The following is a 24,316-nucleotide window of genomic DNA, read 5'->3' on the forward strand; positions in this document are numbered from 1 at the left end:
TTCCATGTTCAGCACTGTTCTGGTCGCCAACCGTGGCGAGATCGCCGTCCGGGTCATCCGGACCCTGCGCGAGCTCGGCGTGCGGTCGGTGGCCGTCTTCAGCGACGCGGACGCGGACGCCCGGCACGTGCGCGAGGCGGACACCGCGGTACGGATCGGCCCCGCGCCCGCCGCGGAGAGCTACCTGTCGGTGGAGCGGCTCCTGGAGGCCGCCCGGCGTACGGGCGCGGAGGCCGTCCACCCGGGGTACGGCTTCCTCGCCGAGAACGCCGCCTTCGCGCGGGCCTGCGCGGAGGCCGGGCTGGTCTTCATCGGCCCGCCGGCCGAGGCCATCTCGCTGATGGGCGACAAGATCCGGGCGAAGGAGACCGTCTCGAAGGCCGGTGTCCCGGTGGTACCGGGCTCCTCCGGGAGCGGCCTGACCGACGGCCAGCTGGAGGCGGCGGCGCGGGAGATCGGCATGCCCGTGCTCCTGAAGCCGTCGGCGGGCGGCGGCGGCAAGGGCATGCGGCTGGTGCGGGAGGAGGCGCTGCTGGGCGACGAGATCGCGTCGGCCCGGCGCGAGGCGCGCGCCTCGTTCGGCGACGACACCCTGCTGGTGGAGCGGTGGATCGACCGGCCCCGGCACATCGAGATCCAGGTGCTGGCCGACGCGCACGGGACGGTGCTGCACCTCGGCGAGCGCGAGTGCTCGCTGCAGCGCCGCCACCAGAAGATCATCGAGGAGGCGCCCTCGGTCCTCCTCGACGAATCGCTCCGGGCGTCGATGGGAGAGGCCGCGGTCCAGGCCGCCCGGTCCTGCGGATACGTGGGCGCGGGTACGGTCGAGTTCATCGTCCCGGGCGACGACCCCTCGTCGTACCACTTCATGGAGATGAACACCCGCCTCCAGGTGGAGCACCCGGTCACCGAGCTGGTCACCGGGCTCGACCTGGTCTCCTGGCAGCTGCGGGTCGCCTCGGGCGAGCCCCTGCCGTACGCGCAGGGCGACATCACGCTCACCGGGCACGCCGTCGAGGCCCGGGTCTGCGCGGAGGACCCCGCGCGCGGCTTCCTCCCGTCCGGCGGCACGGTGCTGGCGCTGAGCGAGCCGCAGGGCGGCGGGGTGCGCACCGACTCGGGGCTCAGCGAGGGTGTGCCCGTGGGCAGCACCTACGACCCGATGCTGTCGAAGGTCATCGCCCACGGCCCCGACAGGGCGACCGCCCTGCGCAGGCTCCGGGCGGCACTGGCGGACACGGTGGTGCTGGGCGTCCCCACGAACGCGGGGTTCCTGCGCCGGCTGCTGGCGCATCCGGCGGTGGCCGCGGGTGAGCTGGACACCGGTCTGGTGGAGCGCGAGGCTGACGGCCTGGTGCCGGACGGGGTCCCGGAGGAGGTGTACGCGGCGGCGGCGCTGCTGCGGCAGGCGCGGCCCGCGCCCACCGGAGGCTGGGTCGACCCCTTCTCGGTGCCCAGCGGCTGGCGCCTCGGCGGCACGCCCGCGGAAACCTTCCACCACTTCCGCGTGCCCGGCCTCGACCCGGTGCGGGTGGGGGTGCGGGCGGAGCCGGGTGGCACCGCAGCGCTGACCTTCGGTCACGCCGGGGACCGGGAGGAGCGCGACGACGCGTGCGGCCCCGTGCCGCCGCTGCCCGGCCCTTCGTCGTCCCGGCTGGTGGAGGACTCCGGTATGCGGGTGGTCGTCGAGTACGGCGGTCTGACCCACACGTTCAGCCGGGCCGGATCCCCCGACGGCGTCTGGCTCGGCCGGGACGGCGACACCTGGCACGTCCAGGACCACGATCCGGTGGAGGCGTCCCTGAGCGGGGCCGCCCGGTCCGGGGCGGACACCCTCGCCGCGCCGATGCCGGGGACGGTCACGGTGGTGAAGGTGGCGGTCGGCGACGAGGTCGTGGCCGGGCAGAGCCTGCTGGTCGTCGAGGCGATGAAGATGGAGCACGTCATCTCCGCCCCGCACGCCGGCACCGTCACCGAACTGGACGTCTCGGCGGGCAGCACGGTCGCCATGGACCAGATCCTGGCCGTGGTGGACCGGAAGGAGGAGTCGTGAGCGGTACCGGACTGCCCATGACCGTGCCCGCGCGGGGGCTGCCCGCCCGGGTGCGCGTCCACGAGGTCGGCGCCCGCGACGGTCTTCAGAACGAGAAGGGCGTCGTCCCCACCGAGGTGAAGGCGGAGTTCGTCCACCGCCTCGCGGCGGCCGGGCTCACCACGATCGAGGCGACCAGCTTCGTGCACCCGAAGTGGGTGCCCCAGCTCGCCGACGCCGAGGCGCTGTTCCCGATGCTCGACGGCCTTGCGGCGGCCGGGGAGGTGGAACTGCCCGTGCTCGTACCGAACGAACGCGGCCTGGACAGGGCGCTCGCGCTCGGCGCGCGCGGGATCGCGGTGTTCGGCTCGGCGACCGAGACGTTCGCCGCCCGCAACCTCAACCGCACGGTGGCCGAGTCGCTCGCGATGTTCGAGCCGGTCGTGGCCCGTGCGAAGGACGCCGGGGTGCGGGTGCGCGGCTATCTGTCGATGTGCTTCGGCGATCCGTGGGAGGGCGCCGTGCCCGTCCCCCAGGTGGTGCGGGTCGCGAAGGCGCTGATGGACCTGGGCTGCGACGAACTCTCCCTCGGGGACACGATCGGCGTGGCCACCCCCGGCCACGTGGGCGAACTCCTGACCGGGCTGAACTCCGAGGGGGTGCCCACCGACACGATCGGGGTGCACTTCCACGACACGTACGGCCAGGCGCTCTCCAACACCCTGGCGGCGCTGCAGCACGGGGTGACGACGGTCGACGCGTCCGCCGGCGGGCTCGGCGGCTGCCCCTACGCGAAGAGCGCGACCGGAAATCTCGCCACCGAGGATCTCGTGTGGATGCTCGACGGCCTCGGCGTGGAAACCGGGGTCGATCTCGGCGCACTCACCGCCACCAGCGTGTGGATGGCCGAACAACTGGGCCGCCCGAGCCCGTCCCGTACCGTCCGCGCGCTGTCCCACAAGGAGTGAAGCACCCATGTCCCTTGACCACCGGCTGACCGCCGAGCACGAGGAACTGCGCCGCACCGTCGAGGAGTTCGCACACGATGTGATCGCCCCGAAGATCGGTGACTTCTACGAGCGCCACGAGTTCCCGTACGAGATCGTCGCCGAGATGGGCCGGATGGGCCTCTTCGGCCTGCCCTTCCCCGAGGAGTACGGCGGCATGGGCGGGGACTACCTCGCCCTGGGGATCGCCCTGGAGGAGCTGGCCAGGGTCGACTCCTCCGTGGCGATCACCCTGGAGGCCGGGGTCTCGCTCGGCGCCATGCCGGTCTACCGCTTCGGCACCGAGGAGCAGAAGCAGCGGTGGCTGCCGAAGCTCTGCTCCGGCGAGGCGCTCGGCGCGTTCGGCCTGACGGAGCCGGACGGCGGTTCGGACGCGGGCGGCACCCGGACGACGGCCGTGCTGGACGAGGCCGCGGGTGAGTGGGTGATCAACGGCTCGAAGTGCTTCATCACCAACTCGGGCACGGACATCACCGAACTGGTGACGGTGACGGCGGTGACCGGGCGCAAGGAGGACGGCTCCCCGCGCATCTCCGCGATCATCGTCCCGTCCGGCACCCCCGGCTTCACGGTGGCCGCCCCCTACTCCAAGGTCGGCTGGAACGCCTCGGACACCCGGGAGCTGTCCTTCTCCGACGTCCGCGTCCCCGCGGCGAACCTGCTGGGCGAGGAGGGCCGCGGCTACGCGCAGTTCCTCCGGATCCTGGACGAGGGGCGGATCGCCATCTCGGCGCTGTCGACGGGCCTGGCGCAGGGCTGCGTGGACGAGTCGCTGAAGTACGCGCGGGAGCGCCACGCCTTCGGGAAGCCGATCGGTGCCAACCAGGCCATCCAGTTCAAGATCGCCGACATGGAGATGCGGGCGCACATGGCCCGGATCGGCTGGCGCGACGCGGCCTCCCGGCTGGTGGCGGGCGAGCCCTTCAAGAAGGAGGCGGCGATCGCCAAGCTCTATTCGTCGACGGTCGCGGTGGACAACGCCCGCGACGCGACGCAGATCCACGGGGGCTACGGCTTCATGAACGAGTACCCGGTGGCCCGGATGTGGCGGGACTCCAAGATCCTGGAGATCGGCGAGGGCACCAGCGAGGTCCAGCGGATGCTGATCGCCCGGGAGCTGGGCGTGGGCGCCTGAGGCAGGAAGGGGGACGGGTATATACTCGACGCTACACGTATATACCCATCGGCCCCAGGAGGTCCACCATGACGAAGACCCTCGTGGATGTGGACGACCGGATGCTGGCGTTCGCCCAGCAGCAGCTCGGCACCTCGACCAAGCGGGAGACGATCAATCGGGCGCTGACGATAGCTGCCGCGGTGAGCGCGGACGACCGGGCCCGGGCCTTGCGCTGGCTGCAGGACAACGCGGACCAGTTCCTGGACTTCGACATCCTGGAAGAGCGGGAGCGGTCAGGGCTATGACGTATCTCGCCGACACATCAGCGGTCTGGCGACTGCTTCGGCGTCAGGTGGGCGAACCCTGGCCGAGGCGCGTCGCCCAGGGTCTCGTGTCGCTGTGCCCGCCCGTGGAGTCCGAGCTCATGCTGGCGCTTCGGTCGGACCGGGACCATGAACCGTTCTTCACCATGCTCGGCCAGACCTTCGGATGGGTCCCCGCGCTCGAAGATCCCTGGCCGAGGATCATCGAAGTCCAGCGAGAGCTCGTGCGGATCGGTCACCACCGGGGGCCCTCGCCCATCGACATCCTCATCGCCCTCACGGCCCGTCGGCACCGGCTCACCGTGCTGCACGTGGACGACGACTTCGGCGCCATCGCGAAGGTGTGCCCGGACATCGACATGCTGCGCCTCCAGACGGCAGCGGGCTGAGCCCGACGCCGGCCTGACAGCCGCTCTTCCCGGCAGGGGAGGGCGGCTGTCGTTCGCCCGGGTAACGGATCAGCCGCTCCCCCTTGCCCCGCCCACCAGCGGTGTGTGAAGTTAGGCTAGCCTTCCCTTTGAATCGGCATCGGTTACTTCGGCGCGCACGAAAGCAGACACACTCATGCCCAACCTCCGGACCAGCCCCCTCTCCCGCCGCGGCCTGCTGGCCGCCGGTGGCGCCATCGGCCTGGGCGCCGCCCTCACGGCCTGCGGCGGCAGCGACGAGAAGGGCTCAGCCTCGGATTCGGGCGCGAAGGGCTCCGGCCCCTGGTCCTTCGAGGACGACCGCGGCCAGACGGTCAAGGCCGACTCCGTACCGAAGAACATCGTCGCGTTCGTCGGCGTCGCCGCCGCGCTCCACGACTACGGCGTCGAGGTCAAGGGCGTGTTCGGCCCGACGAAGACCTCCGACGGCAAGGCGGACGTCCAGGCCGGCGACCTCGACGTGAACAAGGTCGAGGTGCTCGGCAACGTCTGGGGCGAGTTCAACGTCGAGAAGTACGCGGGCCTCGCCCCGGATCTCCTCGTCACCGCCATGTGGGAGAAGGACGCCCTCTGGTACGTGCCGGACCAGTCCAAGGACAAGATCCTCGCGCTGGCACCGAGCGTCGCCCTGTGGGCCGCGCAGACCACCATGCCGAAGGCGATCCAGCGCCACGAGGACCTGGCCGCCTCCCTCGGCGCCGACGTCAAGGCCAAGAAGGCCACCGACGCGAAGGCCGCCTTCGAGAAGGCCGCGGCCCGGCTGCGGGCGGCCGCCAAGTCGCAGCCGAACATCAAGGTCATGATCGGCTCGGCGAGCCAGGACCTCTTCTACGTCTCCCTCGCCAAGACCTCCGCCGACACCCTGTACTTCCAGGAGCTCGGCGTGCAGTTCGTCGAGCCGAAGGTCAACTCGGCCGGGTTCTTCGAGGAGTTGAGCTGGGAGAACGTCGACAAGTACGACGCGGACATCATCATGATGGACAACCGCTCCTCGGCTCTGCAGCCCGGCGCCCTGACCTCCAAGCCGACATGGGCGAAGCTCCCCGCGGTGAAGGCCGGCCAGGTCATCCCCCGCACGACGGAGCCCATCTACTCCTACGACAAGTGCGCACCGATCCTCGACGCCCTCGCCGAGGCCATCGAGAAGGCCAAGAAGGCCGGCTGACACCTCCGGGTCCGGCCCGGGTCGTCCTCCGGGCCGGGCCTCCGCCGTTCAGGTTCCCGGGAGGACCCTCCGCATGACGACCGCCGCCGCACCCGCCGTCGCCCCTTTCCGGTTCTTCGACCTGACGGTCCTGAGAACCGCCCGGCTCAGCCCGTCGATGCTGCGCATCACCCTCGGAGGCCCGGGCGCCGACGGGTTCACCGCGGGAGGCCGTGACCAGAGCCTCTCGATCTTCCTCCCGCATCCGGGCCGGACCGAGGCCGTCGTGCCGGTCGACGAGAACGGCGAGTGGTTCCCCGCGTGGCGGGCCCTGCCCCCCGACGTCAGGGCGGTCATGCGCTCGTACACCGTGCGGGCCCAGCGCCGCGCCGCCGACGGCTCGACCGAGGTGGACATCGACTTCGCCGTGCACGAGCACGGCGGACCGGCCTGCCGCTGGGCGGAGGCCGCCGCGCCGGGACAGCGGCTCAAGGTGCTGGGCCCCACCGGCGAGAACAACAGCGGGCTCCGCTTCAAGCCCCCGCAGGACACCGGGTGGGTCCTGATCTGCGCCGACGAGACGGCCCTGCCGGCCGCGTCGGCCGCCCTCGAATGGCTGCCCGCGGGCACGAAGGCCCACGTGTGGCTGGAGGTTCCGCACGCCGGGGACCGGCTGGAGCTGAGCACCGAGGCCGACGCACGCGTCACCTGGCTCGTACGCGACGAGGGTGCACCCTCGGCCGTGGAGGCCGTGCGCGCCGCCGAACTGCCGGACGGCACCCCGTACGCCTGGCTCGCGGGCGAGGCCTCCGGAGTCCGCGCGCTGCGCCGCCACCTGGTCGGTGAGCGGGACTTCGACCGCAGTCGCGTCACCTTCGTCGGCTACTGGCGTCGGGGCATGAGCGAGGAGGAACTGCGGGAGGAGGCGGCGCGGGTCTCCTCGTGACGCCCTCGCGCGTCTTGTGGGGTTCGTGTGACGGTCCCCAGGGGGGCGGGAGTCGCGACTTTTATTAGGTTAGGCTTACCTAACCAAACGTCGCGCCCCCGTCCCCCTCGCTGTACCCGGAGGGCGCGACGACGCCCTACCCGGGAGGCCCCCCACATGCGTTCCCACCTGCTCAATCGCACGACGGCGGAGGACTACCGTCACTCCGTCCACGCGGGCGTGGACCAGGTAGCCGCCAGACTCACCTCCGTCACGCGGCCGTTCAGCGGCACGGACGCCGACGCGCTCACCCCCGTCGTCGGCTCCGTCGATCTCGACCGGCCGCTGGGCGACACCACCGCCGCCCTGGACGAACTCGAGGACGTCTACCTCCGTGACGCGGTCTACTTCCACCACCCCCGCTACCTCGCCCACCTCAACTGCCCGGTGGTCATCCCCGCCTTGGTCGGCGAGGCGGTACTCAGCGCCGTCAACTCGTCCCTGGACACCTGGGACCAGAGCGCGGGCGGCACCCTGATCGAGCGCCGGCTGATCGACTGGACCGCCGGACGCATCGGGCTGGGCCCGGCGGCGGACGGCGTCTTCACCAGCGGAGGGACCCAGTCCAACCTGCAGGCCCTGCTGCTCGCACGCGAGGAGACCAAGCTCCGCCCGGAGGAGTTCGGCCGGCTGCGGATCCTCACCTCCGAGTGCAGCCACTTCAGCGTCAGCAAGTCGGCGAAACTCCTCGGCCTGAGCCCCCGCGCCGTCGTGTCCGTCCCCGTCGACCGCGAGAAGCGCATGCAGACGGTCGCCCTGGCGGCGGCCCTGGAGCGTTGCGAGGCCGAGGGCTCCGTACCGATGGCGGTCGTCGCCACGGCGGGCACCACCGACTTCGGCTCCATCGATCCGCTCCCCGGGATCGCCGCCCTCTGCGAGCGGTACGCCACCTGGATGCACGTGGACGCCGCCTACGGCTGCGGACTGCTCGCCTCCCGCACCCGGCGCGCACTGCTCGACGGCATCGAGCACGCCGACTCCGTCACGGTGGACTACCACAAGTCCTTCTTCCAGCCGGTGAGTTCGTCCGCCGTGCTGGTCCGGGACCGGGCCACGCTGCGTCATGCGACGTACCACGCGGAATACCTCAACCCCGAGCGGGCCGTCACGGAGCGCATCCCCAACCAGGTGGACAAGTCGCTCCAGACCACCCGCAGGTTCGACGCCCTCAAACTGTGGATGACGCTGCGCGTCATGGGCGCGGACGGCATCGGTGAGCTGTTCGACGAGGTGTGCGAGCTGGCCCGCGAGGGGTGGCGCCTGCTCGCGGCCGACCCGCGCTACGACGTCGTGGTGGAGCCCCGCCTGTCCACCCTGGTCTTCCGCTACGTCCCCGCGCGGGTCGCGGCACCCGGCGACATCGACCGGGCCAACCTCCACGCCCGCAAGGCCCTCGCCGCCTCGGGGGAGGCTGTGGTCGCGGGTACGGAGGTGGGGGGCCGCCAGTACCTCAAGTTCACCCTGCTCAACCCCGGGACGACCACGGCCGACATCGGCGCCGTCCTCGACCTGATCGCCGGCCACGCCGAGCAGTACCTGGGAGACTCCCTTGACCGCGCTTCCTGAGACCACCGCCACCACGTACGACTTCATCGGCATCGGGCTCGGCCCGTTCAACCTCGGACTCGCCTGCCTGACCGAACCCGTCGACGAGCTGAACGGCTTGTTCCTGGAGTCCAAGCCGGACTTCGAGTGGCACTCGGGCATGTTCCTGGACGGCGCCCATCTCCAGACGCCGTTCATGTCCGACCTGGTCACGATGGCCGATCCGACCTCGCCGTACTCCTTCCTCAACTACCTGAAGGAGCGGGGCCGCCTCTACTCGTTCTACATCCGGGAGAACTTCTATCCGCTGCGGACCGAGTACAACGACTACTGCCGGTGGGCCGCGGCCGAACTGAGCAGTATCCGTTTCAACCAAACCGTACAGTCGGTTACGTACGAGGAGCGCGAGGGCCTCTACACCGTCCGCACCGCCGACGCCGCCTTCCGGGCCCGCCACCTGGTGCTCGGCACCGGCACCCCGCCGCACGTCCCCGAGGCGTGCCGGGGCCTGGGCGGGGACTTCCTGCACAACTCCCGCTACCTCCAGGAGAAGGCGAACCTGCAGGCCAAACGGTCCATCACCCTGGTGGGCAGCGGGCAGAGCGCGGCGGAGATCTACCAGGACCTGCTGTCCGAGATCGACGTGCACGGCTACCGGCTGAACTGGGTGACGCGCTCCCCGCGCTTCTTCCCGCTCGAGTACACCAAGCTCACGCTGGAGATGACCTCCCCGGAGTACGTGGACTACTTCCACGCCCTGCCCGAGGACACCCGATACCGGCTGGAGTCCGGCCAGAAAGGGCTGTTCAAGGGCATCGACGGGGAGCTCATCGACTCGATCTTCGACCTGCTCTACCGGAAGAGCCTGCCGGGCCCCGTCCCCACCCGACTCCTCACCAACTCAAGCCTGGAAAGCGCGCGTTACGAGGAGTCGACCGGCACGTACACCCTGGGACTGCGCCAGGAGGAGCAGGGCAGGGACTACGAGATCGACACCGAGGGCCTGATCCTCGCCACCGGCTACCGGTACACCACGCCCGCCTTCCTGGAACCCGTCATCGACCGGATCCGCCACGACAGCCGCGGCAGGTTCGACGTGGCGCGCAACTACAGCATCGACACCACCGGACGCGGGATCTTCCTGCAGAACGCCGGGGTGCACACCCACTCGGTCACCTCGCCCGACCTCGGCATGGGTGCCTACCGCAACGCGTACATCATCGGCGAGCTGCTCGGCCGCCCCTACTACCCGGTCGAGAAGTCCGTCGCCTTCCAGGAGTTCGCCGTATGAGCAGCAGTGAACCGCTCGGGACGTTCAGCGTCCGCCCCCTGGACCCCTCCCCCGCCCGGCCGGGACACCGGTCGGACGCGGAGCTGGTGCACGAGTGGGTGACCCACCCCAGGTCCTCGTTCTGGATGATGGAGGACGCGCGGCTGGAGGACGTCGAGCGGGAGTACACGGGGATAGCCGCGCACCCGCACCACGACGCCTTCATCGGCCTGCACGACGGCCGGCCGGCCTTCCTTATGGAGCGCTACGACCCCACCGAGGTCGAGCTCAAGGGCCTGTACGAGGCGGAGCCCGGCGACGTGGGGATGCACTTCCTGGTCGCCCCGCCCGAGACCCCGGTGCACGGATTCACCCGGGCCGTGATCACGACCGTCATGGAGACGCTGTTCGCGGACCCGGACGTGCGCCGGGTCGTCGTCGAGCCGGACGTCACCAACACCGCCGTGCAGGCGCTGAACGAGGCCGTCGGCTTCGAGGTGGTCCGTGAGATCACCAAACCGGAGAAACAGGCGCTGCTCAGCACCTGCACCCGCGAGCAGTTCGCGGCCGCGACCACTGGAGAGGACCGATGACCACGACGACCCCGCACCCCGCCACCGCTCCCGAGGCCGCCGCGACCGGGCATCTGGCCCCCGGGCACTGGGCGGCGGCCGGCCGGCTGCTGATCCGCAAGGCCCTGGCCGAGTTCTCCCACGAGCGGCTGCTGACCCCCGAGCCGCTCGGCGACGGCCGGTACCGCGTGCACGGCGACGACGGAAGCGTGGAGTACCGCTTCGCCGCACGCCGGTTCGCCCTGGACCACTGGCAGGTGGACGCCGCCTCGGTCACCCGGCACCGGCACGGTACGGAGCTTCCGCTGGACGCGCTGGAGTTCTTCGTCGAGCTGCGCTCCACGCTGGGGCTGTCGGCGGAGATCCTGCCGGTGTACCTGGAGGAGATCTCGTCCACCCTGGCCGGAACCGCGTACAAGCTGACCAAGGAACCGACCACCTCCGCGCAGCTGGCCGTGGCCGGTTTCCAGGCGATCGAGACCGGGGTGACCGAGGGTCACCCCTGCTTTGTCGCCAACAACGGCCGTCTCGGCTTCGGCGTCGGCGAGTACCGGGCGTACGCCCCCGAGGCGGCGTCCGGGGTCGCGCTGGTCTGGCTGGCCGCCCGGCGTGATCGCGCCACCTTCACCGCGGGCGCCGGACTGGACTACCCCACGCTGATCGCCGGCGAGCTCGGCGAGGAGACGCTCCGCCGGTTCGCCGCGCGGATGACGGACCTCGGCCTCGACCTCGACGACTACCTGCTGATCCCGGTCCACCCCTGGCAGTGGTGGAACAAGCTCGCCGTCACCTTCGCGGGCGAGGTGGCGCAGCGGTATCTGGTCTGCCTGGGCGAGGGCGACGACACCTATCTCGCGCAGCAGTCGATCCGGACCTTCTTCAACACCGACCACCCGGACAAGCACTATGTGAAGACGGCTCTGTCCGTGCTGAACATGGGGTTCATGCGAGGGCTGTCCGCCGCGTACATGGAGGCCACCCCCGCGATCAACGACTGGCTGGCAGGGCTGGTCGAGCGGGACGGTCTGCTGCGGGGAACGGGTTTCTCGGTCATCCGGGAGCGGGCCGCCGTCGGATACCGCCACCGGACGTACGAGGCGGCCACCGCCAAGGGCTCCCCGTACCGGAAGATGCTCGCGGCGCTCTGGCGGGAGAGCCCGGTACCCGGGCTGTCCGGCGGGGAGCGCCTCTCGACGATGGCCGCGCTCATCCACACGGACGCCGAGGGGCGTTCGGTGGCGGGCGCGCTGATCGCGGAGTCGGGGCTCGCGCCGGCCGAATGGCTGCGGCGCTACCTCGACGCGTACCTGGTCCCGGTACTGCACTGCTTCTACGCGTACGACCTGGTGTTCATGCCGCACGGCGAGAACGTGATCCTGGTGATCGAGGACGGTGTCGTGCGGCGGACGGTGTTCAAGGACATCGCCGAGGAGATCGCGGTGATGGACCCGGAGGCGGTCCTGCCGCCCCAGGTCGAGCGGATCCGCGCCGACGTCCCCGAGGACATGAAGCTGCTGTCGGTCCTCACCGACGTCTTCGACTGCTTCTTCCGCTTCCTGGCGGCGGACCTGGCCACGGAGGGCGTCCTGGACGAGGAGGTGTTCTGGCGGACGGTCGCCGAGTGTGTCCGGGGCTACCAGGACTCGGTGCCGTACCTGTCGGAGAAGTTCGAGCGGTACGACATGTTCGCGGAGGACTTCGCGCTGTCCTGCCTGAACCGGCTGCAGCTGCGGAACAACCGGGAGATGGTCGATCTGGAGGACCCCGCGGGCGCGCTCCAGCTGACCGGGAGGCTGCGGAACCCGCTCGCCGGGCTCTGAGGCCCCCGTCCGCCCGCCCCGGGGCGCGGGGCGGGCGGACGGGCGGACCGGCGGACGGGAGCGAAAGGGGGCGCGCGAAGATCTCGATATTCGCGACAATTCCGCCATATCAACCCAGCCACGCTGGGATCCTGCCCGAAATCGGGCAGATTTCTTGCGTAACCCACGCCGCCCACGCAGTATCGACGGGTGCTCGAACGCCGCCAGCCGCATGACGACCTGATCGACCACCTCGTGCGCTCCACCACGCTCCAGCGCGGGGAAGCCGCCCGGGTGGTCCTGGACGTGCTGGCGTACTTCGACGAGACGGCCGAGGCCTTCGTCCGGCGCCGCCACCGCGAACTGCAGGCGGGCGGCCTGGTCAACACGGAGATCTTCGAGCGGATCGCGGCCGAGCTGCCGCACCGCGCGGTCGCGCCGCAGGAGCTCTCGCTCCGCCAGCTGCGCCGCATCGTCTACGGCTGAGCCGTGCGGACGGGCACACGGGACACTTGTACGTCGTCGGAGGGGCAGAGACTCTATGTGCGGGATCGTCGGATACATCGGCAGGCGTGACGTGGCTCCGCTGCTGCTGGAAGGACTGCAGCGGCTGGAGTACCGGGGTTACGACTCCGCGGGCATCGTCATCACGGGCAAGGCTGCGGCGGGCAAGCCGGGCGCCCTGAGGACCGTCAAGGCCAAGGGGCGGGTCCGCGACCTGGAGGCCCGGGTCCCCAAGCGTTTCGCGGGCACGACCGGCATCGCCCACACCCGCTGGGCGACCCACGGCGCCCCCAGCGACGAGAACGCCCACCCGCACCTGGACGCGGAGGGCAAGGTAGCCGTCGTCCACAACGGGATCATCGACAACGCCGCGGAGCTCCGCGCCAAGCTGGTCGCGGACGGCGTCGCGTTCCTCTCCGAGACCGACACCGAGGTCCTGGTCCACCTGATCGCCCGCTCGCAGGCGCTCACCCTGGAGGAGAAGGTCCGCGACGCGCTGAAGCTCGTCGAGGGCACGTACGGCGTCGCCGTGCTGCACGCCGACTTCAACGACCGCATCGTCGTCGCCCGCAACGGCTCGCCCGTCGTGCTCGGCATCGGCGAGAAGGAGATGTTCGTCGCCTCGGACGTGGCCGCCCTGGTCGCGCACACCCGCCAGATCGTCACGCTGGACGACGGCGAGATGGCCACCCTGAAGGCCGACGACTTCCGCACGTACACCACCGAGGGCTCGACCACGACGGCCACGCCGACCACCGTGGAGTGGGAGGCCGAGTCGTACGACATGGGCGGCCACGACACGTACATGCACAAGGAGATCTCCGAGCAGGCCGACGCCGTGGACCGGGTGCTGCGCGGCCGGATCGACGACCGTTTCTCCACCGTGCACCTCGGCGGCCTCAACCTGGACGCCCGCGAGGCCCGCGGTGTGCGCCGGATCAAGATCCTCGGCTGCGGCACCTCGTACCACGCGGGGCTGATCGGCGCCGGCCTCATCGAGGAGCTGGCCCGCATCCCCGCGGACGCGGAGCCCGCGTCCGAGTTCCGCTACCGCAACCCGGTCGTCGACCCCGACACCCTGTACGTCGCCGTCTCGCAGTCCGGCGAGACCTACGACGTGCTGGCGGCGGTGCAGGAGCTCAAGCGCAAGGGCGCACGCGTCCTGGGCGTCGTGAACGTCGTCGGCTCGGCCATCGCCCGCGAGGCGGACGGCGGGATGTACGTCCACGCCGGCCCCGAGGTCTGCGTCGTCTCCACCAAGTGCTTCACCAACACGGTCGTCGCGTTCGCCCTGCTCGCCCTGCACCTGGGCCGCATCCGCGACCTGTCGGTCTCCGACGGCAAGCGGATCATCGAGGGGCTGCGCAGGCTTCCCGCCCAGATCAGCGAGATCCTGGAGTCCGAGGGCGAGATCAAGAAGCTCGCCGAGGAGTACGCGGGCGCCCAGTCGATGATGTTCATCGGGCGCGTCCGGGGCTACCCGGTCGCGCTGGAGGCCTCCCTGAAGCTCAAGGAGATCTCGTACATCCACGCCGAGGCGTACCCCGCCTCCGAGCTCAAGCACGGCCCTCTCGCCCTCATCGAGCCCGCCCTGCCGACCGTGGCGATCGTCCCCGACGACGACCTGCTGGAGAAGAACCGGGCCGCGCTGGAGGAGATCAAGGCGCGCAGCGGACGCATCCTCGCCGTCGCGCACCGTGAGCAGGAGAGGGCCGACCACACGATCGTCGTCCCGAAGAACGAGAACGAGCTGGACCCGATCCTGATGGGCATCCCGCTGCAGCTGCTCGCCTACCACACGGCGCTCGCCATGGGCCGCGACATCGACAAGCCGCGCAACCTGGCGAAGTCCGTCACCGTGGAGTAGCCGCACCCCTCCCCGTCCGCGCGGACGGCCGCGCGAAAGACCCCTGACGCCTCGTCAGGGGTCTTTCGCGGTTCAGGGGATGACGATGACCGGGCGCTGGGCGCGACGCGCCAGACGGCCGGCCACGGATCCGAAGATGCGGCCGACGATGCCGTGCGTCGAACCGACCACGATGGCGTCGGCCGAGTACTCCCGGCCGACCTCCTCCAGCTCGTGGCAGATGTCGCCGCCGCGCTCCACGAGCACCCAGGGCACCTCGGCGAGGTAGTCGGCGCACGCCAGCTCCAGGCCGAGGACCTCGGTGCGGTGGTCGGGTACGTCGACGAAGACCGGCGGCTCGCAGCCGGCCCAGACCGTTGTCGGCAGGCGGTTGGCCACATGGACGATGATCAGACCGGCACCGTGGCGGTGGGCCATGCCGATCGCGTAGGCGAGAGCTCGCTCGCTTGACATGGAGCCGTCGAAGCCGACCACGACGCCATGCCGGAAGGCTGGATCGCAGGAAGGGCGCGACTCTCCGACCGTCAGCGGTTCCGACCCGGGGTCGGCTACCTGCTTGCGGTCTGCGGGTTCAGGGATTTCGTGACCGGCCATCGGTGTCTCGGCGAAGAGAGTCCTCGTGAGGAGGGAGCGGTTTGGAGGTGTACCTGTGTGCGGCGAAGCTGTGTCCGGGAAACATCTTCCCAACCCCTTACCCCCAAGGGTACGGCGCCACTCCTCAACTGCCCAGCCTTCGCACGGCGCCTCCGGTGATGGAGGGAGCATGCCGGACGCCGCCCCTCATGGCAATGCCGGTTGCGTCGTACATCCAGCTGGTGCCCCCACCGGTCCGGAGGGGACGGCTCCGGACCGCCGCCTCCGCCGGCCCGCCGCAAGACGGCCGAATCCGCCACCCGCCCGCCGGGCCCGAGGCGGTCACACACCGCCAGCGGGTCGTCGCGCGCCGTCCATCACCGGAGTCCGGACGCTCGTCAGGGGCATCTGAGGCGCGTGGAAGCTTGTGGGCTCACGGGGCGCACGCCGGTCGTATGACTTGAATGTGCGCACGCGACCGTCGGTTTTCAGCCAACTTCATTCACCCCCCGTCCCCTTGGCGTCACGGCCGCTCAACCCGCATGCCACCAGGCAGGAATAGACCGCGCGGTACGCTTTGACCCTATGGGGACGGGCCATGATCGCGACGCGCACTTCCCTGCGGCGCCCGCGGGTGAAACCCTTCGTGATCGAACGCTTCGCGCCAAGTTGCCTTGTCGACATAGTGCCGGTGGGGGAACGTGTCACGTCGGCGTCACGGGACGCAGTAGATTCGATCATGAGTGTCGAGGACTGGGGACGCGTGCGAGACCGAGGGGAAACGTGCAGGAGCGACAGGCCCGTAGGGACCAGGAAGACGCGAACACCGAGGGGGGCTTAGCGTCATGAGCCAGGACTCCGCCACCGCGACGGAGGCTGCACGGAAGCTGACCGGGCGGCGACGGCGGGAAGTCGTAGCCGTACTGCTGTTCAGCGGCGGCCCTATCTTCGAGAGCTCCATTCCGCTCTCGGTTTTCGGAATCGACCGGCAGGACGCGGGCGTTCCCCGCTACCGGCTGCTGGTCTGCGGGGGCGAGGAGGGCCCGCTGCGCACCACGGGCGGGCTCGAACTCAGCGCACCCTACGGCCTGGAGGCGATCAGCAGGGCCGGCACCGTGGTGGTGCCCGCCTGGCGGTCCATCACCTCTCCGCCGCCCGCGGAGGCACTGGACGCGCTGCGCCGCGCCCACGAGGAGGGTGCCCGCATCGTCGGTCTCTGCACGGGCGCCTTCGTCCTCGCCGCGGCCGGACTGCTGGACGGCCGCCCGGCCACCACCCACTGGATGTACGCGCCGACGCTCGCCAAGCGCTACCCGTCGGTGCACGTCGATCCGCGTGAGCTCTTCGTGGACGACGGAGACGTGCTCACCTCGGCCGGCACAGCGGCCGGAATCGACCTGTGCCTCCACATAGTCCGCACCGACCACGGCACGGAGGCGGCCGGGGCACTGGCGCGCCGGCTCGTCGTGCCGCCGCGGCGCAGTGGGGGGCAGGAGCGCTACCTGGACAGGTCTTTACCGGAGGAGATCGGCTCCGACCCGCTCGCGGAGGTCGTGGCCTGGGCGCTGGAGCATCTCCACGAGCAGTTCGACGTGGAGACGCTGGCGGCGCGCGCCTACATGAGCAGGCGGACCTTCGACCGCAGGTTCCGTTCGCTCACCGGCAGCGCGCCGCTCCAGTGGCTCATCACCCAGCGTGTCCTGCAGGCACAGCGGCTGCTGGAGACCTCGGACTACTCGGTCGACGAGGTGGCGGGACGCTGCGGCTTCCGGTCGCCGGTCGCGCTGCGCGGGCACTTCCGCCGCCAGCTGGGCTCGTCCCCCGCCGCGTACCGGGCCGCCTACCGGGCCCGCCGCCCGCAGGGGGCGGGGCTGGAGAGCGTCACGGCTGTGCTGGAGACGTCCGTGCCCACCCAGGGCACGCCGTCGAGCCGGCGTGCGGCGGCGGCGTCCTCCCCCGGGCCCTCACCGGTCACCGCGTCGGCCGTTCCGGGCGGCCACACGGACCGGCTCGCGGCGGGCTCCGAGGCGTATGTTCCGGGGCGCCCGACCCTGCCGGGGCAGCGCAGCGCCCCGTAGGGTGGGGCGCATGAACGACCGCATGGTGTGGATCGACTGCGAGATGACCGGGCTCTCGCTGACGGACGACGCACTCATCGAGGTGGCCGCGCTGGTCACCGACTCGGAACTGAACGTGCTCGGTGAAGGGGTGGACATCGTGATCCGCCCGCCGGACGCGGCCCTGGAGACCATGCCCGAGGTGGTGCGGCAGATGCACACCGCCTCGGGCCTCCTCGACGAGCTGGCCGGGGGCACGACCCTGGCCGATGCCGAGGAGCGGGTCCTGGCGTACATCCGCGAGCACGTGAAGGAGCCGGGCAAGGCCCCGCTGTGCGGGAACTCGGTCGGTACCGACCGGGGCTTCCTCGCGCGGGACATGCCTTCCCTGGAGGGTTACCTCCACTACCGGATCGTCGATGTGTCCTCGGTCAAGGAGCTGGCGCGCCGCTGGTACCCGAGGGCGTACTTCAACAGTCCGGAGAAGAACGGCAACCACCGGGCGCTGGCCGACATCCGCGACTCCATCACGGAGCTGCGGTACTACCGGGACGCGGTCTTCGTGCCGCAGCCCGGCCCGGACTCCGCGCACGCCAAGGAGATCGCGGCCCGCCACTCGGCCCCTACGGGGCAGTAGCGGACACCCCCTGGTCACGGGCCCCTCGGGGCCCGTGCACCGCGCCCGGGAAACGCGTGCGCGAGCACCCTCCCGGACCCTGTACACTTTTTCTCGGCCGGTCAGGAAAAAGACCGGGCGACTTGGTGGGTATAGCTCAGATGGTAGAGCACCTGGTTGTGGTCCAGGATGTCGCGGGTTCAAGTCCCGTTACTCACCCTTTCAGGGAAGCCCCTGACCTGCGGAAGCGCAGGTCAGGGGCTTTTTGTCGCCAGAGCACGGGCTGCATCGACCCGAACACCTCCGTCGTGCTGAACCCGTCGATCTGCCCACCCCCCCGACGACGTGGGGCAGAGCGACGGGCCGCCCTTCAGCTCACTCGCCTCCGGCTACCGCCTCCGCCGCGTGCCGGCGCAACGCCACACGGGCCGGCAGCACCGTGGCCGCCATGGCCAGACCGGCCGCCACGGCGAGGACCGCCGCATAGGTGGCCGGGGGAATGTAGGGGGCGGCCCCCGTCATCCCGCTGCTGAACGCCGTCAGGGTGATCACCGACAGGGCCGTACCGAGCACAGCGGCGATGACCAGTGCCGTCAGGGTCTCCATGCGCAGCATCCGCAGGACCTGCCGTCGTGTGGCGCCCACCAGCCGCAGCAGCGCCAGCTCGCGAGTGCGGTCGCTGATCGACATCGCGAGGGTGTTGACCACGGCGATCGCGGTGAAGGCGATGATCAGCCCCATGGCCACGTAGTTGACCTCCGAGTCCGGGGCTGCCGCCTCGACTGCCTCTGCCCGGTCGAGGACCGAGGCTCCCGGCACGGCCGCCGTCAGGTCCTCACGGCTCAGCTTCGGCGCGGCGACGAGCAGCGTGCCTGTCGGATCGTCCACGTGGCGCGCCATGAGCCCGTGATCCAGGGTCAGGTCACCGAATCCGAGGCCCCGTGCGTACGCGGCGATCACCCGCATCCGGACCGGGGTGCCGTCTCCGAGGGTCAGGCTCACCTCGTCGCCGACGGCGACATCCAGCCGGCGGGCCGCGTTCTCGCTCACGGCGACCGTGTCCGGGCCGAGCTCGTCCAACGATCCAGAGGTCACGCCGAGGTCCGACGTCCGGGTCAGGCCCTGCCGGGTCACTCCCTGCGCCCCGTACTTCGTCAGCCCCACACGCACCGACGTGTGCAGTACCTCGGTCACCGCCTCGACCCCGGCCCGCTCCCGCAGCCTTGCCGCCGACACGGAAGGGACATGCGGGCCAAGCACGAAGTCCGCACGGTTGCCCGCCTCGGCCTCCGCCCGCGAGGCGTGCCCCGTCGTCGTCGGCACGAACAGGATCGTGCAGCTCACTCCGATCATCAGGGTCAGCGGCGCCACCACCGAAGCGAGCCGGCGCGCCCGCGCCCGCAGATTCGCGGCAGCGAGGTAACCGCTCGTCCGCGAGGCCCGCAGTGCCACCCCGAGCAGTGCCACAGCCGCCCGCACCACCAGCGGTCCCAGTACGGAGACCGACACGGTCCACAGCAGAGCGGTGACCATGGTCAGGGGCCCCGATGCCGCCTCGGTCGTCAGAGTGGACAGGACGATCGTCAGCGTCACGGCCCCTGCCGTCACCAGGACCCCCGCCAGCAGCCGTGACCAGGGCAGCCGGGCGGTCGGCATCGCCGCTTCACCGAGCGCCTCGACCGGCCGGATCCGCGCCGCCCGCCGGGCCGACAGACGTGCCGCGGCCCACGACGCCACCAGCGTGGCCAGCACAGCGGCCACCGCCGGGAACGGGCTCACGACCAGCTGCAACTGCTCCGGCATCGCCCCCAGCTCCACGAACTTCGACCGCAGCCAGAATCCGACCCCCAGCCCGGCCCCCGCTCCGCACACCGAGGCAACGGCGGCGACCAGCAGCGCCTCGCCGCCCAGCAGTCTGCGCAGCTGCTTCGGTGTCGCCGCGACGGCCCGCAGCAGCGCGATCTCCCGCTGCCGCTGCTGCACGGACAGGGCGAACGTGCCGACCACCACGAGCACAGCCACCAGCAGCGCCGTCCCGCCCAGCGCGCCGCCCAGACTGATCAGCTTGATCCGTGCCTGCTCCGCGTCGAAGAACTCGGCCTTGCCCCGCTCCTCGCCCGAGTACGCGACCACCTCGCCGGACCGCTCGATCTTCGAGACGTTCACCCGAGGGAAGACCCCGAACGCCGTGACCTGCCCGGGCCGCCCGGCCAGCAGGGCGGCCCGCGCCGGGGAGAAGAACACCGTGCGCTGACTGCTCAGGTGCTGCCGTGTCACCCCCACGACCCGGTACGAACCGGGGCCCGCCGGAGTCTGCGCCTCGAGTCGCGAACCCACGCGCAGCCCGGACGCGGCGTCGACGACGACCTCGTCGTCGGCTCTCGGGGCCCGGCCGGCGGCCAGCGTGAACGGTGTGAGGACCGCGGAATCCCATCCATGGCCCAGCGCCTCACGCCCGCCGCTCCCATGAACCGGAAACGTCACCTCGGCGACAACCTCCTGGACGCCTGGCAGCTTGCGCAACTCGTCCGCCAGCGAGGCGGAGATCCAGCGCCGCTCGGCGATCTGCTTCGCCTTGTGCTTCTTCTTGCCCTTCTTCTTGACGGTGGTCTGGTGCACATACTGATCACCCGCGACGACGACCGGTGCGCCCGCGTACCGCTCGGGTGCCACCTTGCCCCGCATCCCGGTCTCCAGCAGCATCCCGCAGCCCGTGACCAGCGCCGCGGCGCACAGCAGGGTGACGAACGCACCCACGAACGCTGCCTTTCGGTGCCGCAGCGTCTTCAGAGCGAAACCCGCCATCATGTCCATGCCCCCAGTCGCGTCATCCGCTCGGCCACCCGGTCCGCGGTCGGTTCCGTCATCGCGTCCACGATCCGGCCGTCGGCCAGGAACAGCACGGTGTCCGCGTACGAGGCCGCCATCGGGTCGTGCGTCACCATCACGACCGTCTGCCCCATCGCATCGGTCACGCCGCGCAGCAGGGTCAGCACCTCCCGGGCGGTCACCGTGTCCAGCGCACCGGTCGGCTCGTCACCGAAGACCACTTCGGGCCGGGTGACGAGCGCCCGCGCGATCGCCACACGCTGCTGCTGACCGCCGGAAAGCTGAGCGGGACGATGTTCCACGCGGCCCGTGAGGCCGACCCGCACCACGATCTCGTCCAGCCATTCACGCTCCACGCGGTTCTTGGCCAGTCGCATCGGCAGAGTGATGTTCTCCAGCACGTTCAGCGACGGGACGAGATTGAACGACTGGAAGACGAACCCGACCCGGCGGCGCCGCAGTTTCGTCAGCCTCGTCTCGTCCATACCGGCGAGCTCCGTGTCGCCGAGCCGCACCGACCCCGACGACGGGGTGTCGAGCCCGGCCGCACAGTGCAGAAACGTACTCTTGCCCGACCCTGACGGTCCCATCACGGCCGTGAACGAACCCGCGGGGATCCGTACAGACACCTCACGCAGAGCGGCCACCGCGCCCTGCCCCTTGCCGTAGACCTTGCTCACGGCCTCCAACTGCACTGCGTTCGTCATGGGTTCAACTCTGCTGACCTGCGGGGATCACCACCATGGACGACGTCCGGGATCTACCATGATCTCGTCATGATCCGGACACTGCCGCCCGTCACGCCCCGCCGAGGAGAGGTCCGAAGGTGATCCGCGTACTGCTGGCCGAAGACCAGCACGTGATCCGCACCGCGCTTGCCATGCTGCTCGGCATGGAGGACGACATCGACATCGTCGCGGAAGCCGACACGGGCGCCACCGCCCTCGCCAAGGCCATGGTCCACCAGCCCGACGTGGCGGTGCTCGACATCGACATGCCCGGCGACATGGACGGCCTGGACGCTGCGGCCCGCATCACAGCGCAGGTCCCCGGCTGCCGGCTCCTCATGCTCACCGCGTACGGCAAACCCGGGCACTTGCGCAGGGCGCTCGCCGCCCAGGTCCACGGGTTCGTCCTGAAGACCGCACCACCCGACGAACTCCTGACCGCCGTCCGCAAGGTCGCGGGCGGCGAACGGGTACTCGACCCCTCGCTGGCGGTCACCGCCTGGGATCTGGCCGACAACCCTCTCACCGCCCGTGAGGCAGCCGTGCTCCGTCTGGTGGCGGCAGGCGCGGAGGCCACCGAGGCCGCCGCCCAGCTGCACCTCTCAGCCGGCACCGTACGCAACTACCTCACCGCGATCGTCGCGAAACTCAACGCACGCAACCGCACGGACGCAGCCCGCATCGCCTCGGAGGCAGGCTGGATCTGACGGACGAGATGCCCCGCATCGCACCTCACTCACGATCCGCGGCGGCCGGAAGCCTCGCTTCCAGCGTGAACCAGCCGTCCGCCGCCCCAGCGCTCAACGTGCCGCCCCGAGCAGCCAGACGCGTCGTCAGGTTCCCGATTCCGGACGATCCGGGCCGACCGCCGAGGCCGGACGCCCCGTCGTTGCGGACCCGCAGCACAGTGGCCCCGTCCGTGCACTCCGTACTGATCTCGCAGAGCGCGGCGGAGCTGTGCCGCAGGACGTTCGTCACCGCCTCGCGTAACCCGGCGCTCAGCACTGTCTCCGCTGCCGGGGGCAACACACCGTGCCGCAGGCACACCTTCACCTCGATCTCGGCCGCGTTCAGCACCGCCTTCGCCGACTCCGCCTCCGAAGCCAGCGCCATCCACACCTCCCCGCCCGAAGCCGACCGCAGATCCGCTTCCCCACGCGCCGTCATGGCTACCACGTCGGCCAGTTCCACCCGCGCACGCTCCCACGGCAGCCGACGGGCCAGTTCGCACTTGAGGAGAATGGCCGCCAGGCTGTGCCCCAACAGATCGTGCAGGTCACGGGCTGCTCGCAGCCGCTCCTCGACCAGAGCGGCCCGCACCTGGCGACCCTGGTCCCGGTGCAGCTCCCTGATGATCTGCGCCTGCCGCAGCAGCCCGTGCACCACCAGGCCCGTCACCACGCACGACACCGTGAAGTTGACTACGGCTCCCGTCGAAAGCCCGAGGCGCACCGCCATCCAGGCCACGGCTCCGGACACGGCGACCACCGACGGCCACGCCAGCCGCCAGGGCAGAGCGAGCAGCAGAGGTCCCACCACGAATCCGGGAACACCCAGCCAGGCCTGGCCGAACACCGGCACGGGAACGAAGGCGAGCAGCGTCATCACCGTCAGCTTGTAAGGGTGGCGCCCGTGCACCGAAGACATCTGGAGGTACACGATCAGCGCGAACACACTCGCCGCGGGCAGCATCAGCCGAGGCGCATCAAGCATCAGCAGCGACTTGACACAGAACCCGGTGAGGACGACCGCGAGCAGGACGATCGACAGCCGGTACGCCCAGCCGTCGTTCCCGGGCTCCGGCACGCCGGAGACCGCTCCAGGAAGGACCGCCTCGGTGAAGTACCGGCCCTCCGGGGTCAGCCCGGTCCTCACACTGCCCCCGGCCTCGGCCACACGGAGTGGTATGTCCCCCAGGATCTCGTCATCGGCTGTCCGCACGGAGTCGCTGACGACGCGCAACCCCACCCGCCCATGCCCCGCCCAGGTCTCGATACGGCATGCGGTGGCACCCCGGCGCACCACACCGGTCACCGCCTCACGCAAGACGTGAGCCAGCAGAGCGCCGGAGGAACCCAACGGCTCCGCATGGCCGGTGAGCACGTCCACCTCGATACCCGCGGCCTCCAGCAAGGCGCGAGCGGTTGTCAGTTCCGGGGCGAGCGACATGGCTCTGTACGACGCTGCCGACTGCCGGGCGGACGCGAGGCAGGCCCGTGCCGAATCGGTGACCTCGGCGAGCACTGCAGCAGCGCGGTCGGGGCGGTCCAGCACGGCCCGCGCGCCGGTCCCGATCTCGGCGAGACCGCGTCCCAGACCGTCACCGAGTTCGACGGACATCTGCAGCCGCTCCTCGGCGACGGCCGACACCACACCGCCGACACGCGCGGCATCCGCCTCCTCGGCTCGAACGGTGAGCGTGGTCAGCCCGTACACCACCAGGCTGATCAGAACCATGCTGATGGCTTCGTCCGCGGAGCCGAGAAACACCGCGCTCGCCACGACCGGCAGAGCCATCAGCGGCCAGGGACGACGGCACAGCAGCAGCGAACCACCGAGGAATCCCAGAATTCCCACGGACGCCCCGGAGCCCAGCACCGCACCGTAGCCGGCGCACGCCTGTGCGAGCAGCAGCCGTCGGCCCCGGTACCGGCCCAGCGCGTGCGGGAGTTGCAGCCCGAACACGAGGACGGCCACGACGGAGCCCGCGAGCACGTAGATGGACGCGAAGGCGGCCAGCACGGCCACCGTGCTCGCCCTTGCAGATCTCGTCACAGCGCCCCCGCCCCCAACGACCCAGCGCATCCTACGTCGGCGCCATGTCCTGGTTGTCCGGCACCGCCGGCTCGACCACCCACCGTGGCTGACGGATCGGAATCGTGGCCGGCGCCGTGAGTAGCCGGCAGCCACTCGCGGATCC

The 24,316-nt window shown here is 70.7% G+C and carries 20 protein-coding genes and 1 tRNA gene; 17 read left to right on the plus strand and 4 right to left on the minus strand.

Annotation, left to right across the window (positions count from 1 at the left end):
- The first annotated feature begins 4 nt into the window (after positions 1–4).
- The 13 genes from ACFXOA_RS17575 (at position 5) to glmS (ending at position 14,593) form a co-directional block, all read left to right on the plus strand.
- Positions 5–2,053, plus strand: a complete 2,049-nt coding sequence (locus ACFXOA_RS17575) for a biotin carboxylase N-terminal domain-containing protein (RefSeq protein ID WP_385028584.1) — start codon at positions 5–7, stop codon at positions 2,051–2,053.
- A 17-nt stretch (positions 2,054–2,070) separates the two neighbouring features.
- Complete coding sequence (locus tag ACFXOA_RS17580) at positions 2,071–3,000, plus strand: hydroxymethylglutaryl-CoA lyase (protein ID WP_385028823.1); 930 nt, start codon at positions 2,071–2,073, stop codon at positions 2,998–3,000.
- Positions 3,001–3,007: 7 nt separating this feature from the next.
- Entirely contained in the window at positions 3,008–4,174 is a 1,167-nt protein-coding gene (locus tag ACFXOA_RS17585; protein ID WP_385028586.1) for an acyl-CoA dehydrogenase family protein, read from the plus strand.
- Positions 4,175–4,242: 68 nt separating this feature from the next.
- Complete coding sequence (locus ACFXOA_RS17590; RefSeq protein WP_362664032.1) at positions 4,243–4,461, plus strand: type II toxin-antitoxin system VapB family antitoxin; 219 nt, start codon at positions 4,243–4,245, stop codon at positions 4,459–4,461.
- Positions 4,458–4,868 (plus strand): PIN domain nuclease, encoded by a 411-nt coding sequence (locus ACFXOA_RS17595; protein ID WP_385028589.1) that lies wholly within the window; start codon positions 4,458–4,460, stop codon positions 4,866–4,868. Before ACFXOA_RS17590 ends, ACFXOA_RS17595 begins: the two co-directional genes overlap by 4 nt.
- A 175-nt stretch (positions 4,869–5,043) precedes the next feature.
- Positions 5,044–6,072: an ABC transporter substrate-binding protein gene (locus ACFXOA_RS17600; protein ID WP_385028592.1), complete on the plus strand. Its 1,029-nt coding sequence runs from the start codon at positions 5,044–5,046 to the stop codon at positions 6,070–6,072.
- Between the two features lie 73 nt (positions 6,073–6,145).
- Entirely contained in the window at positions 6,146–6,997 is an 852-nt protein-coding gene (locus ACFXOA_RS17605; protein WP_385028595.1) for a siderophore-interacting protein, read from the plus strand.
- A gap of 156 nt (positions 6,998–7,153) precedes the next feature.
- The gene (locus ACFXOA_RS17610; RefSeq protein ID WP_385028598.1) at positions 7,154–8,602 is read left to right on the plus strand and encodes a pyridoxal phosphate-dependent decarboxylase family protein; all 1,449 of its coding nucleotides are present in this window, start codon (positions 7,154–7,156) and stop codon (positions 8,600–8,602) included.
- The gene (locus ACFXOA_RS17615; protein ID WP_385028601.1) at positions 8,586–9,872 is read left to right on the plus strand and encodes a lysine N(6)-hydroxylase/L-ornithine N(5)-oxygenase family protein; all 1,287 of its coding nucleotides are present in this window, start codon (positions 8,586–8,588) and stop codon (positions 9,870–9,872) included. The genes ACFXOA_RS17610 and ACFXOA_RS17615 overlap by 17 nt, the downstream gene beginning before the upstream one ends.
- On the plus strand, positions 9,869–10,444 hold the full coding sequence (locus ACFXOA_RS17620) for a GNAT family N-acetyltransferase (RefSeq protein WP_385028603.1): 576 nt from the start codon (positions 9,869–9,871) through the stop codon (positions 10,442–10,444). The genes ACFXOA_RS17615 and ACFXOA_RS17620 overlap by 4 nt, the downstream gene beginning before the upstream one ends.
- Positions 10,441–12,243 carry an IucA/IucC family protein gene (locus ACFXOA_RS17625; protein ID WP_385028606.1) on the plus strand — a complete coding sequence of 601 codons (1,803 nt, stop codon included), beginning with the start codon at positions 10,441–10,443 and terminating at the stop codon, positions 12,241–12,243. The genes ACFXOA_RS17620 and ACFXOA_RS17625 overlap by 4 nt, the downstream gene beginning before the upstream one ends.
- A gap of 189 nt (positions 12,244–12,432) precedes the next feature.
- On the plus strand, positions 12,433–12,708 hold the full coding sequence (locus tag ACFXOA_RS17630; protein WP_385028609.1) for a hypothetical protein: 276 nt from the start codon (positions 12,433–12,435) through the stop codon (positions 12,706–12,708).
- Positions 12,709–12,763: 55 nt separating this feature from the next.
- Complete coding sequence (gene glmS / locus ACFXOA_RS17635) at positions 12,764–14,593, plus strand: glutamine--fructose-6-phosphate transaminase (isomerizing) (protein WP_385028612.1); 1,830 nt, start codon at positions 12,764–12,766, stop codon at positions 14,591–14,593.
- 72 nt (positions 14,594–14,665) lie between these two features.
- Here the strand turns inward: glmS and ACFXOA_RS17640 are convergent, their stop codons facing one another.
- Positions 14,666–15,187, minus strand: coding sequence for a universal stress protein (locus ACFXOA_RS17640; RefSeq protein WP_385028615.1), 522 nt, complete (start codon positions 15,185–15,187; stop codon positions 14,666–14,668).
- 824 nt (positions 15,188–16,011) lie between these two features.
- Here ACFXOA_RS17640 and ACFXOA_RS17645 point away from each other — a divergent pair.
- From ACFXOA_RS17645 to ACFXOA_RS17655, 3 genes are all read left to right on the plus strand, one after another.
- Positions 16,012–17,244 carry a helix-turn-helix domain-containing protein gene (locus ACFXOA_RS17645; RefSeq protein WP_385028618.1) on the plus strand — a complete coding sequence of 411 codons (1,233 nt, stop codon included), beginning with the start codon at positions 16,012–16,014 and terminating at the stop codon, positions 17,242–17,244.
- A gap of 10 nt (positions 17,245–17,254) precedes the next feature.
- Complete coding sequence (orn, locus tag ACFXOA_RS17650; RefSeq protein WP_385028621.1) at positions 17,255–17,860, plus strand: oligoribonuclease; 606 nt, start codon at positions 17,255–17,257, stop codon at positions 17,858–17,860.
- Positions 17,861–17,985: 125 nt separating this feature from the next.
- Positions 17,986–18,058, plus strand: a tRNA-His gene (locus ACFXOA_RS17655).
- A gap of 156 nt (positions 18,059–18,214) precedes the next feature.
- Here ACFXOA_RS17655 and ACFXOA_RS17660 read toward each other — a convergent pair.
- Together ACFXOA_RS17660 and ACFXOA_RS17665 are read right to left on the minus strand one after the other, a co-directional pair.
- Positions 18,215–20,653: an FtsX-like permease family protein gene (locus ACFXOA_RS17660; RefSeq protein ID WP_385028623.1), complete on the minus strand. Its 2,439-nt coding sequence runs from the start codon at positions 20,651–20,653 to the stop codon at positions 18,215–18,217.
- Positions 20,644–21,375, minus strand: a complete 732-nt coding sequence (locus tag ACFXOA_RS17665; RefSeq protein WP_385028626.1) for an ABC transporter ATP-binding protein — start codon at positions 21,373–21,375, stop codon at positions 20,644–20,646. The genes ACFXOA_RS17660 and ACFXOA_RS17665 overlap by 10 nt, the downstream gene beginning before the upstream one ends.
- A gap of 119 nt (positions 21,376–21,494) precedes the next feature.
- On the opposite strand from ACFXOA_RS17665, the gene ACFXOA_RS17670 reads away from it, so the two are divergent.
- The gene (locus ACFXOA_RS17670; protein WP_385028629.1) at positions 21,495–22,103 is read left to right on the plus strand and encodes a DNA-binding response regulator; all 609 of its coding nucleotides are present in this window, start codon (positions 21,495–21,497) and stop codon (positions 22,101–22,103) included.
- A 25-nt stretch (positions 22,104–22,128) separates the two neighbouring features.
- Here the strand turns inward: ACFXOA_RS17670 and ACFXOA_RS17675 are convergent, their stop codons facing one another.
- On the minus strand, positions 22,129–24,171 hold the full coding sequence (locus tag ACFXOA_RS17675; protein ID WP_385028632.1) for a sensor histidine kinase: 2,043 nt from the start codon (positions 24,169–24,171) through the stop codon (positions 22,129–22,131).
- Between the last annotated feature and the right edge of the window lie 145 nt (positions 24,172–24,316).

Origin of the sequence: Streptomyces sp. NPDC059166, assembly GCF_042755185.1 — a bacterium.
Classification (GTDB): domain Bacteria; phylum Actinomycetota; class Actinomycetes; order Streptomycetales; family Streptomycetaceae; genus Streptomyces.

Bases quoted from the DNA above. Each gene is read 5' to 3' on its own strand.
- ACFXOA_RS17575 (WP_385028584.1), top strand. From the start codon at position 5: ATGTTCAGCACTGTTCTGGTCGCCAACCGTGGCGAGATCGCCGTCCGG.
- ACFXOA_RS17580 (WP_385028823.1), top strand. From the start codon at position 2,071: ATGACCGTGCCCGCGCGGGGGCTGCCCGCCCGGGTGCGCGTCCACGAG.
- ACFXOA_RS17585 (WP_385028586.1), top strand. From the start codon at position 3,008: ATGTCCCTTGACCACCGGCTGACCGCCGAGCACGAGGAACTGCGCCGC.
- ACFXOA_RS17590 (WP_362664032.1), top strand. From the start codon at position 4,243: ATGACGAAGACCCTCGTGGATGTGGACGACCGGATGCTGGCGTTCGCC.
- ACFXOA_RS17595 (WP_385028589.1), top strand. From the start codon at position 4,458: ATGACGTATCTCGCCGACACATCAGCGGTCTGGCGACTGCTTCGGCGT.
- ACFXOA_RS17600 (WP_385028592.1), top strand. From the start codon at position 5,044: ATGCCCAACCTCCGGACCAGCCCCCTCTCCCGCCGCGGCCTGCTGGCC.
- ACFXOA_RS17605 (WP_385028595.1), top strand. From the start codon at position 6,146: ATGACGACCGCCGCCGCACCCGCCGTCGCCCCTTTCCGGTTCTTCGAC.
- ACFXOA_RS17610 (WP_385028598.1), top strand. From the start codon at position 7,154: ATGCGTTCCCACCTGCTCAATCGCACGACGGCGGAGGACTACCGTCAC.
- ACFXOA_RS17620 (WP_385028603.1), top strand. From the start codon at position 9,869: ATGAGCAGCAGTGAACCGCTCGGGACGTTCAGCGTCCGCCCCCTGGAC.
- ACFXOA_RS17625 (WP_385028606.1), top strand. From the start codon at position 10,441: ATGACCACGACGACCCCGCACCCCGCCACCGCTCCCGAGGCCGCCGCG.
- glmS (WP_385028612.1), top strand. From the start codon at position 12,764: ATGTGCGGGATCGTCGGATACATCGGCAGGCGTGACGTGGCTCCGCTG.
- ACFXOA_RS17640 (WP_385028615.1), bottom strand. From the start codon at position 15,187: ATGGCCGGTCACGAAATCCCTGAACCCGCAGACCGCAAGCAGGTAGCC.
- ACFXOA_RS17645 (WP_385028618.1), top strand. From the start codon at position 16,012: ATGAGCCAGGACTCCGCCACCGCGACGGAGGCTGCACGGAAGCTGACC.
- orn (WP_385028621.1), top strand. From the start codon at position 17,255: ATGAACGACCGCATGGTGTGGATCGACTGCGAGATGACCGGGCTCTCG.
- ACFXOA_RS17660 (WP_385028623.1), bottom strand. From the start codon at position 20,653: ATGGACATGATGGCGGGTTTCGCTCTGAAGACGCTGCGGCACCGAAAG.
- ACFXOA_RS17665 (WP_385028626.1), bottom strand. From the start codon at position 21,375: ATGACGAACGCAGTGCAGTTGGAGGCCGTGAGCAAGGTCTACGGCAAG.